The following is a 14208-nucleotide window of genomic DNA, read 5'->3' on the forward strand; positions in this document are numbered from 1 at the left end:
CCCCTGAACCCCCTGAGCCCCCTGAGCCCCCTGAGCCCGACGCAGGGTCAGCGCCCGGCCCGCACCGCCGGGCGCGCCCGCTCGCCCCGGACGAACCGGCGCAGCCCGGCGAACCGCGAGAACCGCTCCCGGCTCGCCACCGAGGCCCGGTCCAGCTCCTCCATCAGCCGCCGGCTGCGGTGCTCCAGGTCCAGTTCGTCCAGGATCCGGTCCACCTCGGCCAGTATCGAACCGTGCAACTGCCACGCCTCCGGGTGCTCCCGCACCTTCTGCAGCAGCACCTGGGCGACGTTCTCCCGGCAGGTCCAGGCCGCGGCCAGCTCGGCGGTCAGCCGCCGCTCCGCCTCCTCGGCGCTGCGGCTCACCTGGGTGGTGACCAGCACCGCGAAGCTGACCATGGCCCCGCCGACGTGCGCCAGCAGTTCCTCCAGGCCCACCGCGACGTCCGGCGGGAACAGCCGCTCGCCGGGCGCGCGCCGCTTGGCCAGGTCGGTCAGCGAGCGGGCCAGCACCCGGATCACCACCACGCAGATCTCCAGGGTGTCCAGTCCGGTGCGCAGCACCAGCCGGGACAGCAGTCCGTCGTTGATCCGCGGATTGAGCCGCAGGCTGTCCTCCGCCTGGCGCAGTGCCACGTCCACGTCGGCGATGGCGTGGTCGAGCCGGCGGGCCTCGTGCAGCTGCTCGGCGGCCCGGGCGACCGGGGTCGGACGGCCCAGCTGTTCGGCGATGTCCAGCAGCAGCTGCCGGGCCCGCCGGGCGAGGTCCTCGATCGACTCCCCGGCGGTGTCCACCCAGACCGGCGGGGCGAACAGCAGGTTGAACAGCAGGCCGACGGCGGCGCCGATCAGCGTCTCCAGCACCCGGTCCCAGGCCTGCGAGGCGAGCCCGCTGACGCCGAGGATCAGCATGGCGCTGATCGCGACCTCCTGGACGAACTCCTCGACCCGGACGAACCGGCCGACGACCAGCGAGGCCAGGATGATCAGCCCGAGGCTCCACCAGGAGAGCCCCACCACGGCGCTGAAACCGGTCGCGATCAACACGCCGACCACCACCGAGTTGACCCGGCGGATGCTGGTCTTGAGCGTCGAGTAGACGGTGACCTGCACCACCAGCAGCGCGGTGAGCGGGGCGGTCAGCGGGGCCGGCTCGTTGCTGAGCCGGGTGGCCACCGCGAAGGCGAGGGTGGCGGCCACGGTGGCCCGTACGGTCTGGACGACGAAGGGTTCTCGGGCACCGCGGCGGATCAGGGCCGTGAGGGACTCCGGGAGAAGGGCCATGTCGCCCTTCTTTCCCTGTGGCAGCCCTTCACACCGCCGAGCCGCCCGACCGGCACCCGTATGCCCGGGCCCGGGTCACGGGACAGAACATCCGGCGGGCCACGGCCTACCGCGGGTCCTGGCGGTTCAGCCGCAGCTTCCAGGGCGCCAGCGCCGACTCGACCTGCACCCCGATGCTCATCTTCGACGCGCCCTCGATCCGCTCCTCGAAGCGGATCGGCACCTCGCGGATCGTCAGGCCGCGCTGGACGACCCGGTAGTTCATCTCGACCTGGAACGAATACCCGCTGCTCTGCACGGTCGGCAGGTCGATCGCCCGCAGGGTGCTCGCCCGCCAGGCCTTGAAACCGGCGGTGGCGTCCCGGACGCCCAGGCCGAGGATGGTGTTGACGTAGAGGTTGGCCCAGGCGGACAGGGCCTTGCGGTGCCAGGGCCACTCCGCGGCGGTCGAACCGCCGGGCACGTAGCGGGAGCCGAGCACCACGGCGGTGTCGTCGGCCAGCAGGGCCTGGACCATCGCGGGTATCGCCGAGGCCGGGTGCGAGAGGTCGGCGTCCATCTGGACCACGACGTCGGCGTCCTCGTCCAGGGCCCGGGCCATGCCGGCCAGGTAGGCGCGGCCGAGGCCGTCCTTCTCGGTGCGGTGCAGCACGCCCACGGTGCCGCCGGACTCCGCGGCGAGCTTGTCGGCGATCTCGCCGGTGCCGTCCGGCGAGTTGTCGTCGACCACCAGCAGGTGCAGGCCCGGTACCGGGAGGTCCGCGAGAAGACCCGCGAGGACCGGAAGGTTCTCCCGTTCGTTGTACGTGGGGACGACGACAACGACCTTCGGGGAGGCCTCGACCATGTTCTGTTTCCCTCGTGCCCTTTCCGGCCGGCACCCGTGCCACGCCGGACGGTTGTCCTTGACGACCTGCGGTGGATGAGACCGTGCGAGTGTATCGGTGCGGCGGACGGTTCCTCGCCCCGGGTGACGGGCTGGGCACGGCCGGCCACGGCCCGGAAATCCGTTCGACCGCGATGCGTGCCCGGGGCGCCGCGTCACCGCCCCGATCCGTCGTTCCGGGAAATTTCTTCGACGGCCCCTCGCAGACGGCCCCTCGCAGACGGTCCCTCGCAGCTCCCGGCGGGCTACGCCCCGCCGTAGACGGTCGCGAGGTTGTCCCGGGCCGGGTGGGTCAGGCCGGCCGGGCCGGCGGCGAAGGTGCGCAGGACGTTCTCGGTGACCCGGCGGACCAGGTCCCCGGCCCGGGCATCGATCCCGTGGTCGGCGCTGCCGCCCCCGGGCCCGTGCGCGTCCAGGGCCTCCACCCAGCGCATCGTCCCGGAGGCGAACACCCCGGCGCCGCCCGGCACGGTGTAGTACGCGGTGTCGGAGTGCGAACGGCGGCCCTCGCAGACCACGGGGGAGTGCGCGATCACCTCGATCGGACGCGGGGTGGGGAAGGCGGTGTCCACCCGGTCGTACTCGACGCCGACCAGGTGCGGGAAGGACGCCCCGGTGGCGACGCCGGTGCCCTCGAACGCCCAGTGCTCCGGCGAGCCGACCATGTACGGGGCGTCCACCGGGTAGCCGTCGTAGATCACGCCGAGCATCGAGCTCTCCGGGTCGGCGCCCGGGCCGACCCGGAAGTCGGTGGTCGCCGGGGCGCCGGCCTGGTGGCCCGGGTCCTGCGCCCACGCGTCCTTGTAGCAGACCACCGTCCGGTCCGGGCCCAGCTCCGAGGGCTCGAAGCGGACCCGGCGGAAGCAGCAATTGGCGCCCAGGACTGCCAGGTTGGTGCCGGCGTCCCGGGCCGCGACCACCTGGGCGCGCTGCTCGGGGGACCAGTACTCGTCGTGGCCGAGCGAGAGGACGGCGCTCGCGCCGTGCAGCAGCCCGGGCTCGCGGGCCACGTCGATCCCGGTGGTGTAGGCGAGCGGCAGCCCGAGCCGTTCGGCGAGCGCGACCAGTGGCGCCTCGTACACCAGGAACAGCCCGGCGCCGTGGTCGTAGTCGTAGGGCCGGTCGAAGACCACCCGCAGCGAGCGGGTGGCCAGACCGCCGGTGGGGCCGTTGTAGAGGCTGTACCCGCCCCACCCGTTGTACGCCTGCCAGGTGGCGGGGGCGCTCATCACCACCGTCCGCCCGGCGGTGGCGGCGGAGCGGACGGTGAGCGGGACGTAGCGCTGGCCGGAGCCGTCCTCGGCGTCCAGGCGCAGCAGGTAGGCGCCCTCGGGCCAGCCGGTGGTGTCCACGGCGAGGGTGCGCTGCCAGCCGGTCAGCACGGTCCTGGTCGCGGGGTCCACGTGCGGGGCGGGCTGCCGGCCGCCCGGGACGTGCTCGCGGCGCCAGACCAGGCGGGCGCGGGCGCCGTCGTACCAGCCGGTGCGGTAGGCGGAGACGGTGAAGGCGGCGGCCGGGGTGGAGACGTGCAGGCCGAACTGCTCACCGGGCAGCACGCTGACCCGGTCGGCGAAGCCCTCGATGGCGTCGGCGGGGCCGGGGTCGGTGATCTCCCAGTCGGGCGCGCCGGGCAGGGACTGCTCCGGCGGGACGACCACGTGCTGGGCGGCGGTCGGGGCGGGGTCGTCGGCGGAGGGGCGCGGGGCAGGGCCGTCGGACGAGGAGTGCGGGGCGGGGTCCGGGTGGCGGGTGCCGCAGGAGGCGGTGGCCGCCGCCAGCAGGCCCAGGCCCAGAATCCCCCGCCGACTCGGTTCCGCCACCGCTGCCTCCCTGGTGTCCGTCCTCGGCAAACCTGCACACATCGGTCGATCGCGCGGACATCCTCGCCCGTTCCGGGTGGCGGGTGCGGCCCGCCGCGCCGGGACGACCAGCACGGCGGGGCGCCGCCCGCCACCGCTGAGGGCCGTCCGGGGCACCGCTGGCGTGTCCGGACGCGCTGCTCCCCGGCGGCACCGATCCGGTCCCCTAGCCTGACCAGGCCCGCCGTCCGGCGGCCTTTGGGGGGCCGGAGCCGAGCGCGGCCGGCCGACTCGTGGACAGGGGTGCACGTGGTGTCGTCGGGTTCGGCCGATCCGGGGGTGGCACCCGCGACCCGCGGCGCGAGGTTCCGGGCGTGGATGCTGGAAGGCCTGTCGGACATGGCCAAGCAGCACCCCGGCCCGCACGCCGAGGCGCCGCACGTCAAGGGCCAGCGCTGGTGGCGGGTGATGTGCCTGACCGGCCTGGACTACTTCTCCACGCTCGGCTACCAGCCCGGCATCGCCGCCCTCGCCGCCGGCCTGCTCTCGCCGCTGGCGACCATCGTGCTGGTGATCGTCACCCTGCTCGGCGCCCTGCCCGTCTACCGGCGGGTCGCCCAGGAGAGCCCGCACGGCCAGGGCTCGATCGCGATGCTGGAGCGGCTGCTGTCGTTCTGGCAGGGCAAGCTCTTCGTGCTCACGCTGCTCGGCTTCGCGGCCACCGACTTCATGATCACCATCACCCTGTCGGCCGCCGACGCGACCGCGCACCTGGTGGAGAACCCGCATCTGCACAGCGTGCTGACCGGCAAGCAGGTGACGATCACCCTCATCATGGTGGCCCTGCTCGGCGGGGTCTTCCTCAAGGGCTTCAGCGAGGCGATCGGCATCGCCGTCGTCCTGGTCGCGGTCTACCTCGCGCTGAACGTCGTGGTGGTGACCAACGGACTCTGGCACGTGCTGAAGGCCCCGCACGTCGTCGGCGACTGGACCGACGCGCTCACCGCCGAGCACGGCAACGTGATCGCGATGATCGGTGTCGCACTGATCGTCTTCCCGAAGCTCGCGCTCGGCCTGTCCGGCTTCGAGACCGGCGTCGCCGTGATGCCGCACATCGAGGGCGACCCGGACGACACCGAGGAGAAGCCCACCGGCCGGATCCGCGGCGCCCGCAAGCTGCTCACCACCGCGGCCGCGATCATGAGCTGCTTCCTGATCACCACCAGCCTCATCACCACCCTGCTGATCCCCGCGGACGCCTTCAAGGCCGGCGGCCAGGCCAACGGACGGGCACTCGCCTACCTCGCCCACCAGAACCTCGGCAACACCTTCGGCAGCGTCTACGACCTGTCCACGATCGCCATCCTCTGGTTCGCCGGCGCCTCCGCGATGGCCGGACTGCTCAACCTGATGCCGCGCTACCTGCCCCGCTACGGCATGGCCCCGCACTGGGCCCGCGCGGTGCGCCCCACCGTGATCGTCCTCACCCTGATCGCCTTCCTGGTCACCTGGCTGTTCGACGCCAACGTGGACGCCCAGGGCGGCGCGTACGCGACCGGCGTGCTGGTGCTGATCAGCTCGGCCGCCATCGCCGTCACCATCGCCGCCCACAAGTCCGGGCAGCGCCGCAGGACGGTCGGCTTCGCCGTGATCGCCGGGGTCTTCCTCTACACCACGGCCGTGAACATCGCCGAGCGGCCGGACGGCGTCAAGATCGGCGGCTGCTTCATCGCCGGCATCATGCTGGTCTCCTTCCTCTCCCGGCTCAAGCGGGCCTTCGAACTGCGCGTCACCGACGTGGTGCTCGACGCCGTCGCGGAACGCTTCGTCCGGGACTACATGCACCGCCCGCTGCGGCTGATCGCCAACGAGCCGAACAGCCGGGACCTCGCCGAGTACCGCGACAAGATCCGCCAGATCCGCGCCGACAACGACATCCCGGTCGAGGACGACCTGGTGTTCGTCGAGGTCACGGTGCTCGACCCGTCCGACTTCGAGGCCGAGCTGACCGTGCGCGGCGAGGTGCTGCACGACCGCTACCGGGTGCTGACGCTGCAGAGCTCCAGCGTGCCGAACGCGCTGGCCGCCCTGCTGCTGCGGGTCCGGGACCTCACCGGGCAGCAGCCGCACATCTACTTCGAGTGGACCGAGGGCAACCCCTTCGCCCAGTTCCTGCGGTTCTTCCTGTTCGGGCAGGGCGAGATCGCCCCCGTCACCCGCGAAGTCCTGCGCGAGGCCGAACCGGACCGCAGCCGCCGCCCGGCCGTCCACGTCGGCTGACGGCACCTCCCCGCCGAACGGGTCGGCCGTCTCGGCCTCTGCTCAGTGGCAGTCCAGGTCAGTGGCAGTCCGGGTCGTCCGGGTCAGCGGCTCGGGTGGGACTTGCTCCAGGCCGGGGCGACGAAGGCCACCAGGGCGACGGCGAAGCCGAGTTGGAGAAGGTGCCGGATCCAGTCGATGCCCGAGGTGTGGCGGACGCCGATCCATCCGGAGACGGCGTTGCCGAGCCAGGCCCCGGCGGCGCCGAGCAGCATCGTCAGCCACCAGGGGATCGACTGCGGCCCGCGCAGGATCAGCTTGGCCAGTACGCCCAGCACGAAGCCGATGAGCAGAATCCACAGGAGCTGGAACATCGCAGTCCACCTTCCGGGCGCCGCCGGACTGACACCGGTGCGCCGAATCGCCGAGACGCGGTTCGTCCCATGATCGCCCGGATCGGCCGAACGGGCACGTCGGGAGCTTCTACGGCTCCGGCCGCACCTGCTCGGTCCCGAGCTTCACCGAGGACTCCTGGCGGCCGGCCCTCAGCGTTCCAGTGCCGCCTCGACGGCCTCGCGGACGTCCGGGTGCGGGTCGTTCGCGAGGCCGTCGAGCAGGGCGGCGACACCTGGGGTGGACCAGCCGGCGACGGCCCACACCAGTTCCTCGCGCACGGCCGGGTCCGGGTGGGCGGCCAGCCGGGCGAGGCGGTCCAGTGGGCCGCGGCGGCGGCGCCCGAAGCTCTGAAGGGCGGCGAGCAGTTCGGCGGGGTCGCCCGGCTCGCCGGCGGCCTCGATCCGGGCGAGCAGGACGGGCACGGGCGGCGGCGGGGCGTCCAGCGGGTGCTGGTGGCGCTCGCGCAGTCGACGGCTGCCGTACCCGCCGACGGGCTGGCAGCCCATGCAGGGGCAGGGCCGGGTGCCGTGGGCGTTCGGCTGGTAGCGCCAGCCGGAGACCTGCGGCACGCCGCGGATCCGGTGGACCTCGCGGGCGCCCACCGCGCGCGGCACGAACACCTCCCAGCCGCGCGGGTCCGCCAGTTCGGCGATCCGCCGCACCGCCTCGGCGGCGGGCACCCACTGTTGGGCGTCCCTCGCGCGGTCCCGGTAGTGCCCGGCCAGCACCTGCTGTGCGTCGTCCAGCCGGAGGTGCACCGCGACCAGCGAGCCCCCGGTGCCGAACCGGGCCAGTTCGCGCAGCCACTGGTGGGTCAGCGGGTACGAGGGCAGTACCGGGAAGCAGTACAGCCCGCGCACCCCGCCCTGCCCCCGGCTGTCGGCCCGGATCCCGGCGCGGCGGATCCGCGGCGCGTTCGCCGCGGTGGTCAGGTGCACGAACATCGCCATGGCCCGGGATGCTAGCGGCTGGCCGAACGCGGGCCCATCGGATTTCCTCGGGAGACGGGGCGGGGCGGGGCGGGGCGGGAGGCAGGGCAGGAGGCGGGGCGGGAGGCGTCAGGCGGTCCCCGTGCGGCGGGTGATCAGGGCGGCGAGGCCGTCCAGGATGCGGTCCAGGCCGAAGTCCAGGGCCTGGTCGCGCCCGTCCTCGCCGGTCATGGCGGCGGCCAGGGCGGGGTAGCGGTCGGCGTGCTGGTGCACCAGCGTGCCGAGGGCGGTGAGGAGTTCGGCTTCGGGGGAGCCGTCGGGCCCGGCGGCGCGGGACTGCTGGGCGATGCTGCGGACGTGTCCGGCGAGCAGGACGGCGGCGTCCATCCGCTCGGGGCCGGTCAGTCCGTGGCCGTCGAGGGCGGTCACCACCCGTTCCAGCCAGGTGAGTTCCTTCGGGCCCATCACCCGGGGGCCGACGGTGGCGTCGAGCAGCCATGGGTGGCGGCCGAACGACTCGGTCAAGTGGTGTGCCCAGGCGGTGAGTTGGCCCCGCCAGTCGTGGGCGTGCCGGTCCTGCGGGGGCTCGCCGACGGCGGCCTCGACCATCAGGGCGACGAGTTCGGCCTTGCCGGGCACGTAGCGGTAGAGCGACATCTTGGTGAAGTCGAGCAGCCCGGCGACCTTCTGCATCGAGACCGCGCCCAGGCCTTCGGCGTCCGCGATCTCGACGCCCGCCGCCGCGATCCGCTCCAGGCTGAGGGCCGGTTTCGGCCCGCGGGTGGGCTTGGCCGGGGGGCCCCAGAGCAGCCGCACCATGTCGTTCGCCGCCTCGCTCACATTCCGCTCCCGTTCTGGGGGTTGCTCGTCCGACCTAACTGCGTCTACCGTACACAGCAGCAAACAGTATCCACTGGACACAGTTTTTCGATCCTCTCGGACGGAGTGGTTTCCCATGAGCACCAAGGTCCTGATCTCGGGCGCGAGCATCGCCGGCCCCGCCCTGGCCCACTGGCTCGGCCGGTACGGCTTCGAGGTCACCGTCGTCGAACTCGCCCCGGCGCTGCGCGGCGGCGGCCAGAACGTCGACTTCCGCGGCCGCACCCACCTGACGGTGCTGGAGCGGATGGGCGTCCTCGACGAACTGCGCGCGCTCGACACCGGCGGCAGCCCGATGACCTTCCTCGGCGCCGACGGCCGCCGACTCCTGCACCTGCCCGCCGAGTTCGCGGGCGGCGAGCTGGAGATCCCGCGCGGTGAACTCGCCCAGCTGCTGTACCGGCACAGCCGCGCCCGCGCCGAGTACGTCTTCGGCGACTCCATCACCGCCCTGGAGGAGACCCCGAGCGGTGTGCGGGCCGCCTTCCGGCACGGCGCGCCGCGCGAGTTCGACCTGGTGATCGGCGCCGACGGGCTGCACTCCAACGTCCGCCGGCTCGCCTTCGGCCCCGAGCAGCGCTACGTCCGCCACCTCGGCTACTACGCGGCCACCTGGCAGTTCCCCAACGACCTCGGCCTGCCGCCCGGTTCGGTCGGCCTCAACGTCCCCGGCCGGCTCGCCTCGATCGGCGCCGACCACCGCGACCCGGCCCGCGCGGGCGCCTTCTGCCTCTTCGCCTCGCCCGAACTGCGCTACGACCGCCACGACCCGGAGCAGCAGAAGGCCCTGGTGCGGGATGCCTTCTCGGGCCTCGGCTGGGAGGTGCCGCGCCTGCTGGAGAGCCTGCGGCACGCCCCCGAGCTCTACTTCGACTCGATCAGCCGCGCCGACGTCCCCACCTGGTCCAGCGGCCGGATCGCCCTGCTCGGCGACGCGGCCTGCGGCGCCACCATCGGCGGCATGGGCACCGGCACCGCCGTGGTGGCCGCGTACGTCCTGGCCGGCGAACTGGCCCGCGCCCGCGGCGACCACCGCACCGCGTTCGCCCGGTACGAGCAACTGCTGCGCGGCTACGCCCAGGGCTGCCAGAAGGGCGGGGACCGCACCGGCCCGTTCCTGGCGCCGCGCACCGCCACCGGCCTGCGCGTGCGCAACGGGCTGCTGAACCGGCGCTGGGTGCTGAACCGGATGCTGGAGCTCGGGAAGCAGGTCTCCAGCGTCGAGCTGCCGGACTACGAGCTGCCGAAGGGCGGGCTGCCTGACTACGAGCCGCTGGAGAGCGAGCTGCCGGAGAGCGAGCTGCCGAAGTGCGCGCGCGAGTCGGCCGGTCGGTTCAGTGCGGCGGGCTGATCCGGGCGCCGCCGTCCAGGGCCGCCTCCACCTGGACGGCCGCCCGGGCCGGGCGCTCGACGGCCAGCGTGTGGTCCGGGGCGGGCCGGTCGGCGGACCAGTCCGGGCCCTTGACGGCGAGCCGGGTGACCCGTCGGCTGCCCGCCGCGAGCAGGAACTCCGCCCCCTGCGGGGAGCGCCACCAGGCCCAGCCGACGACGTCCTGCTCGAACCGGCTGCACGCCCGCCCCGGGCCGCCGCCGGTGCGCTGCGGGCCGCGGGCGGTCGGCAGCAGGACGGCGGTGGCGGCGCTGCCCTCGCCGGTCCATCGGTCGGCGCGCAGGCAGACCCAGGACGCCGAGCCCGCGTTCTGCGGCAGTGGCTGCACCGCGAAGGCCCACAGGTTGAGCTGCTTGACGCCCGGCGTGCCGTCCGGGACGGCGCAGCCCGCGCGGGCCCAGGCCAGCAGCGCGTCCTGGCCGGTGGCCTCGCGCGGCTCGCGGGCCGGCTGGGTGCGGTCCGGTGGCGGGGAGTAGGTGAGGTGCGCGGGGACGAGCCCGCCGAGGTCGGTCAGCAGGAAGGCGTGCTTCTCGGCGATGGCGGGGGAGGAATGCAGCTGGAGCACCGTGGCGCCGTGGCAGTCCGCGAGCCCACCGCCCGGGACCGCCGCCGTGACCCCGTCAGGGTGGTCCAACGGCCGTGCAGGGGAGTCGGGTTGGTCGATCCGGCGGGTCTCGGCGGCGTCCACCCAGGGGGCCAGCAGATAGCGCACGGCGGTGCCCTGGCGGCGCAGCACCACCGCGCCCGCCGTGGTCACGTCCGAGTCGTCGGCCCGGGCGAGGTCCAGGCCGCCGTCGCGCCCGTCGGTGTAGCGGGCGAGCCGCCGGCCGTCGAACAGCACCACCACGGCGGCGCCGTCGACCGTCCCGGCGAACAGCAGGGCCGGCGGGGCGACGGGCCGCGTGGCGTCCACACCCGGCTCGACCCGGGTCAGGCGGGCCGGGTCGGCCGCGGTGCCGGACGGGGCGGGCCGCAGGCGCGGCCGGGCCGGAGTCGGCGACCACGGCCGCCGTCGTGCTGAGTCCGAGCAGGCCGACCAGCAGCACGGCGCTCCACGTCCGGCGGCGGCGCAGCAGGTCGGTGGGCTGGACCCGCACCGCGCACGGGTCGAAGGCGGGCGGCTCCGGGTCCGCCCCGGCGGTCACGCCGGCCGCCGCCGCGACGGCCTCCTCGGGGCGCTCGACCCCGGCCTGTCCCAGCGCCCCGGCCGCCTGCTCCGGCGTCAGCCCCTCCACCGCGCGCAGGGCGAAGGCCGCCCGGGCGGGGGCGTCGAGCGCCGCGAGCGCGTGGTCCAGCGCCGCGTCCTCCTCGCCGCCGTGCGGGGTGAACAGCCGCAGTCCCCAGATCCGGGGAGCGGGCAGCCGCCGCGCGGGGTGCGGCCGCAGCGTTGCGCGCAGCACCCGCAGGCGCAGCGCGGCGTACACCGGGTCCTCGTCCGCCGCCGGCGGACCGGCCGGGCGGGTCCAGCGGGAGGGAAGGGCGCGCTGGACGGTCGCGTGCGCGGCCAGCACCCGGCTGTGCCGGTCCCGGTCGGCGGGCAGCGCGAGGTACGCCAGCCGGGCCAGCCTGCGGTAGTGGCGCACCAGCGCGGCCTCGGCCTGGGCCACCGGGCGCGCCGCGGCGCCCTGCGCCGGCGATGCCGCGCCCATCGTCCGTCCTGCCAACGGGCCCTCCCCGGATGCCGTGCGTGCTGTCGTGGTGGACGGTCCAACGAGTCGATCATGTGATGGTTGCGCCGTCCGGGTCGCCGGGTCGGTGCGTTGCCGGGTCGGTGGGTCGGTGGTTTCGGCGAGGCGCCGGGTCGACGCCCCGCCGGTTCGGGGGTGTCGGTTCGGCGCGGTGTCGGATCCGCGTTCGGCGGGCGGGCCCAAGGTCCCGTCCGTTCAGCCCCTTGGCCCCTGGCGGCCCGTGCCGCCGGGCGCGATGCTGCCGGTACCGGCCGGGACGATCCGTGCCCGGCCGCAAGAGTGTCGTGGACGAGGTGAACCGGCGTGCGGCATGCCACCGTCGAATCAGTGATGACCAGCCCCGCGGTCCGGGTCGCGCCCGAGACCGGTTTCCGGGAGATCGTCGCGCTGCTGACCGAGTACGACATCACCGGGGTGCCGGTGGCGGACGCGCAGGGGCGGCCGCTCGGGATCGTCTCCGAGGCCGACCTGCTGCGCACGCTGGCCGCGCAGGAGGATCCGGGCGCGCTGCTGCCCGCCCCCGAGGCGGCGCCGGCCGGCCCGGGCGGTGCCGTGACCGCGGCCGACCTGATGACCGGGCAGCCGGTCTGTACGACGCCCGGGACCAGCGTGGTCGCGGCGGCCCGGCTGATGAGCCGGCACGGGCTGAAGCGGCTTCCGGTGCTGGACGAGGACGGACGGGTGACCGGCATGGTCAGCCGCGGGGACCTGCTGCGGGTGTTCCTGCGCGAGGACGTGGTGATCCGGCGGGAGATCGTCGAGGAGGTGCTCGGCCGGATCGACGGGGTGAGCCCGGCGGAGATCGGCGTCGAGGTCGATCAGGGCCGGGTGGTGCTCAGCGGTACGGTGCCCGAGCCGTACCTGGTCCCGATCGTGCTCAACCTGTGCCGCTCGGTGGACGGCGTGGTCTCGGTCACCGACCGGCTCGGTGCGGGCGGGGCGGCCGCTCCGGTGGGCTGATCCGTCGATCCTGCGATCCGTCGATCCGTCGATCCTGCGATCCGACCGCTGTGCGCCGCCCCGGCCCGGGCGGTTCGCTTCGCATACTGCGGAGCGTATCGGGTAACTCACCCTGTGTGCCCGGCGGGTCGAACTGTCGGGGCGCCGGAGCACAGGGGAGGCGGCCGTGGCGGTCGTGTTCGACGCGGACTTCACTTCGACCAGACAGTGGACTGCCGGGCGCACCAGTGCCTACCCCCGGATGGGGCCGACCAACCGGAGCGACCACAAGCTCGACTACCTCGGCCGCGGCTACTGCCCGGGCGGCGTGTTCAGCGCCACCCGGCGGCTCGTCGGCGGGCTCTGGACGTGCAACCTGCTCACCACCGAGGGCAGTCCGGACGGCTTCCAGGCCCGCACCGGCGACCAGCTGTCGGCGCGCATCACGCTGCCCGTCGGGCTGGGTGCCTGGCCGGCCGTCTGGACCTGGCGGGACGGCGGCAACGAGGTCGACCTCTTCGAGTACCACCCCGACCACCCTGACCTGTTGGAGTTCTCCAACCACGTCCGGGGCGGGTACCGGTACTGGCACGGCGCCGGCTCGGGGATCGCGCCCGGGTCGACCTTCGACCTGCGGGTCGTGCTCGGCGCGAACTCGGTGGACTGGTACGTCGAGGACGAGCTGGTCTACGCGGACCTGCACGGGGTCGGTCCCGGCTGGCAGGCGTACCTGATCGTCAACCTGTCGGTCGCGGACGGCACGTACCACGACCGGCCGCCGCTGCAGGGGCCGGACCGGCTCAGCTGGGTCTGCCACAGCCTTCAGGTCGAGCGCTGAGCGTCCCGCCTCACGGGGCGAAGGTGGCGGTGACCGGGCCGCGCGGGCCGGAGCGCTGGAACCAGACCGTCCGGCGGTGCGCGCCGATGTGCGCGGGGTGGGCCACGTACAGGTCGTCGCGCGGGGCGCGTTCGTTGCCGGGGGCCAGGGCCGCGTCCACGGCGCGCGCGGCGATGGCGTGCAGCAGGGCGGTGGCGGTCGCTTCGGCCGCGGGCGGTGCGATGGCGAGCGCGGTGAGTTCGGCCCAGAGCGCGGTGGAGACGTAGCTGATCGGGGAGTGGCCGAGCGCGGGGTGGGGGCGATGGTCCCCGTGGCGCCGCAGCACCCCGGCCGCGACGAGCTGCTCGGGCGAGCGGTCGTCGGCCGGTGGGTGGTGGTTCATGGGCGGCAACGCTACCCCGGTGGGCCGGGCGCTGAGCGCCGGAACGTTTTCTCAGGCTTTCTTCAGGGCGCTTCGGCCCGGTGCGGGCGCACGATGGTGGTGAGGCGCTGGTCACCTCGGCGGGCCCCGGCTGCGGGGCCGGAGGAGGAGGTCCCCATGAGGTACTGGCACGGACACGGCCACGTCCTGGGTGGCTGGGGCATCGGTGTGATGGCGGTCTTGACGCTGCTGGTCCTGCTGGTGCTGGTGCTCGCCGCCATCGCCCTGTTCCGGTACGTGTCGCGGTCGCGTCGACCGCTGCCGTACGGCCCGGCGGGGCCGGGTGCGGCGGGTCCGGGTTCGGGCTCGGCGGCTTCGGGCTCGGCGGGTCCGGGCTCGGCGGGTCCGGGGTGGGGCGCACCGCACGGCGCGGTGGCCGGGCCGACGCCCGAGCAACTGCTCGCGGAGCGGTTCGCGCGTGGCGAGATCGACACCGAGGAGTACCGGCACAGGCTCGACACGCTGCGCTCGGTGAACGGGCCGGGTGGCGGCTGAGCCGGG

13 protein-coding genes are annotated in these 14208 nt (G+C 74.4%); 5 read left to right on the forward strand and 8 right to left on the reverse strand.

Going from position 1 to position 14208, the window contains the following annotated elements:
• Window positions 1-47: 47 nt before the first annotated feature.
• The 3 genes from ACFVX9_RS28695 to ACFVX9_RS28705 form a co-directional block, all read right to left on the reverse strand.
• Window positions 48-1283 (reverse strand): aromatic acid exporter family protein, encoded by a 1236-nt coding sequence (locus tag ACFVX9_RS28695; protein WP_063350694.1) that lies wholly within the window; start codon window positions 1281-1283, stop codon window positions 48-50.
• A 106-nt stretch (window positions 1284-1389) separates the two neighbouring features.
• Window positions 1390-2130, reverse strand: a complete 741-nt coding sequence (locus ACFVX9_RS28700) for a polyprenol monophosphomannose synthase (protein WP_063350695.1) — start codon at window positions 2128-2130, stop codon at window positions 1390-1392.
• Window positions 2131-2414: 284 nt separating this feature from the next.
• A complete protein-coding gene (locus tag ACFVX9_RS28705; RefSeq protein WP_387984272.1) occupies window positions 2415-3989 on the reverse strand; it encodes a N,N-dimethylformamidase beta subunit family domain-containing protein in 1575 nt (524 codons plus the stop codon).
• A gap of 357 nt (window positions 3990-4346) precedes the next feature.
• On the opposite strand from ACFVX9_RS28705, the gene ACFVX9_RS28710 reads away from it, so the two are divergent.
• Window positions 4347-6248 (forward strand): amino acid transporter, encoded by a 1902-nt coding sequence (locus ACFVX9_RS28710; protein ID WP_380343972.1) that lies wholly within the window; start codon window positions 4347-4349, stop codon window positions 6246-6248.
• Window positions 6249-6331: 83 nt separating this feature from the next.
• Here ACFVX9_RS28710 and ACFVX9_RS28715 read toward each other — a convergent pair whose 3' ends face one another.
• The 3 genes from ACFVX9_RS28715 to ACFVX9_RS28725 form a co-directional block, all read right to left on the reverse strand.
• A complete protein-coding gene (locus ACFVX9_RS28715) occupies window positions 6332-6601 on the reverse strand; it encodes a GlsB/YeaQ/YmgE family stress response membrane protein (protein ID WP_363582603.1) in 270 nt (89 codons plus the stop codon).
• 171 nt (window positions 6602-6772) lie between these two features.
• On the reverse strand, window positions 6773-7573 hold the full coding sequence (locus ACFVX9_RS28720) for a HEAT repeat domain-containing protein (RefSeq protein ID WP_380378350.1): 801 nt from the start codon (window positions 7571-7573) through the stop codon (window positions 6773-6775).
• Between the two features lie 108 nt (window positions 7574-7681).
• Complete coding sequence (locus ACFVX9_RS28725; protein ID WP_380378374.1) at window positions 7682-8371, reverse strand: TetR/AcrR family transcriptional regulator; 690 nt, start codon at window positions 8369-8371, stop codon at window positions 7682-7684.
• Between the two features lie 136 nt (window positions 8372-8507).
• Between ACFVX9_RS28725 and ACFVX9_RS28730 the strand changes: the two genes are divergently transcribed.
• Entirely contained in the window at window positions 8508-9782 is a 1275-nt protein-coding gene (locus tag ACFVX9_RS28730; protein WP_387984273.1) for an FAD-dependent monooxygenase, read from the forward strand.
• Here ACFVX9_RS28730 and ACFVX9_RS28735 read toward each other — a convergent pair.
• The gene (locus tag ACFVX9_RS28735; protein ID WP_387984274.1) at window positions 9766-10734 is read right to left on the reverse strand and encodes a hypothetical protein; all 969 of its coding nucleotides are present in this window, start codon (window positions 10732-10734) and stop codon (window positions 9766-9768) included. The two genes, ACFVX9_RS28730 and ACFVX9_RS28735, sit on opposite strands and share 17 nt — an antisense overlap.
• A 1105-nt stretch (window positions 10735-11839) precedes the next feature.
• Here ACFVX9_RS28735 and ACFVX9_RS28740 point away from each other — a divergent pair.
• Window positions 11840-12469: a CBS domain-containing protein gene (locus ACFVX9_RS28740; RefSeq protein WP_387984276.1), complete on the forward strand. Its 630-nt coding sequence runs from the start codon at window positions 11840-11842 to the stop codon at window positions 12467-12469.
• 166 nt (window positions 12470-12635) lie between these two features.
• Window positions 12636-13286 carry a hypothetical protein gene (locus ACFVX9_RS28745; protein ID WP_063350699.1) on the forward strand — a complete coding sequence of 217 codons (651 nt, stop codon included), beginning with the start codon at window positions 12636-12638 and terminating at the stop codon, window positions 13284-13286.
• 10 nt (window positions 13287-13296) lie between these two features.
• On the opposite strand, the gene ACFVX9_RS28750 is transcribed toward ACFVX9_RS28745, so the two are convergent.
• Window positions 13297-13668, reverse strand: a complete 372-nt coding sequence (locus tag ACFVX9_RS28750; RefSeq protein WP_380343920.1) for a hypothetical protein — start codon at window positions 13666-13668, stop codon at window positions 13297-13299.
• Window positions 13669-13824: 156 nt separating this feature from the next.
• Between ACFVX9_RS28750 and ACFVX9_RS28755 the strand changes: the two genes are divergently transcribed.
• Window positions 13825-14202, forward strand: coding sequence for a hypothetical protein (locus ACFVX9_RS28755; protein ID WP_387984278.1), 378 nt, complete (start codon window positions 13825-13827; stop codon window positions 14200-14202).
• The last annotated feature ends 6 nt before the right edge of the window (window positions 14203-14208 follow it).

The organism is Kitasatospora sp. NPDC058243 (assembly GCF_042882025.1).
Classification (GTDB): domain Bacteria; phylum Actinomycetota; class Actinomycetes; order Streptomycetales; family Streptomycetaceae; genus Kitasatospora.

Excerpts from the sequence above, each read along its gene's own strand:
- ACFVX9_RS28710 (WP_380343972.1), top strand. The coding sequence starts at position 4,347 with ATGCTGGAAGGCCTGTCGGACATGGCCAAGCAGCACCCCGGCCCGCAC.
- ACFVX9_RS28730 (WP_387984273.1), top strand. The coding sequence starts at position 8,508 with ATGAGCACCAAGGTCCTGATCTCGGGCGCGAGCATCGCCGGCCCCGCC.
- ACFVX9_RS28755 (WP_387984278.1), top strand. The coding sequence starts at position 13,825 with ATGAGGTACTGGCACGGACACGGCCACGTCCTGGGTGGCTGGGGCATC.
- ACFVX9_RS28715 (WP_363582603.1), bottom strand. The coding sequence starts at position 6,601 with ATGTTCCAGCTCCTGTGGATTCTGCTCATCGGCTTCGTGCTGGGCGTA.
- ACFVX9_RS28740 (WP_387984276.1), top strand. The coding sequence starts at position 11,840 with ATGACCAGCCCCGCGGTCCGGGTCGCGCCCGAGACCGGTTTCCGGGAG.
- ACFVX9_RS28695 (WP_063350694.1), bottom strand. The coding sequence starts at position 1,283 with ATGGCCCTTCTCCCGGAGTCCCTCACGGCCCTGATCCGCCGCGGTGCC.
- ACFVX9_RS28720 (WP_380378350.1), bottom strand. The coding sequence starts at position 7,573 with ATGGCGATGTTCGTGCACCTGACCACCGCGGCGAACGCGCCGCGGATC.
- ACFVX9_RS28725 (WP_380378374.1), bottom strand. The coding sequence starts at position 8,371 with ATGGTGCGGCTGCTCTGGGGCCCCCCGGCCAAGCCCACCCGCGGGCCG.
- ACFVX9_RS28700 (WP_063350695.1), bottom strand. The coding sequence starts at position 2,130 with ATGGTCGAGGCCTCCCCGAAGGTCGTTGTCGTCGTCCCCACGTACAAC.
- ACFVX9_RS28750 (WP_380343920.1), bottom strand. The coding sequence starts at position 13,668 with ATGAACCACCACCCACCGGCCGACGACCGCTCGCCCGAGCAGCTCGTC.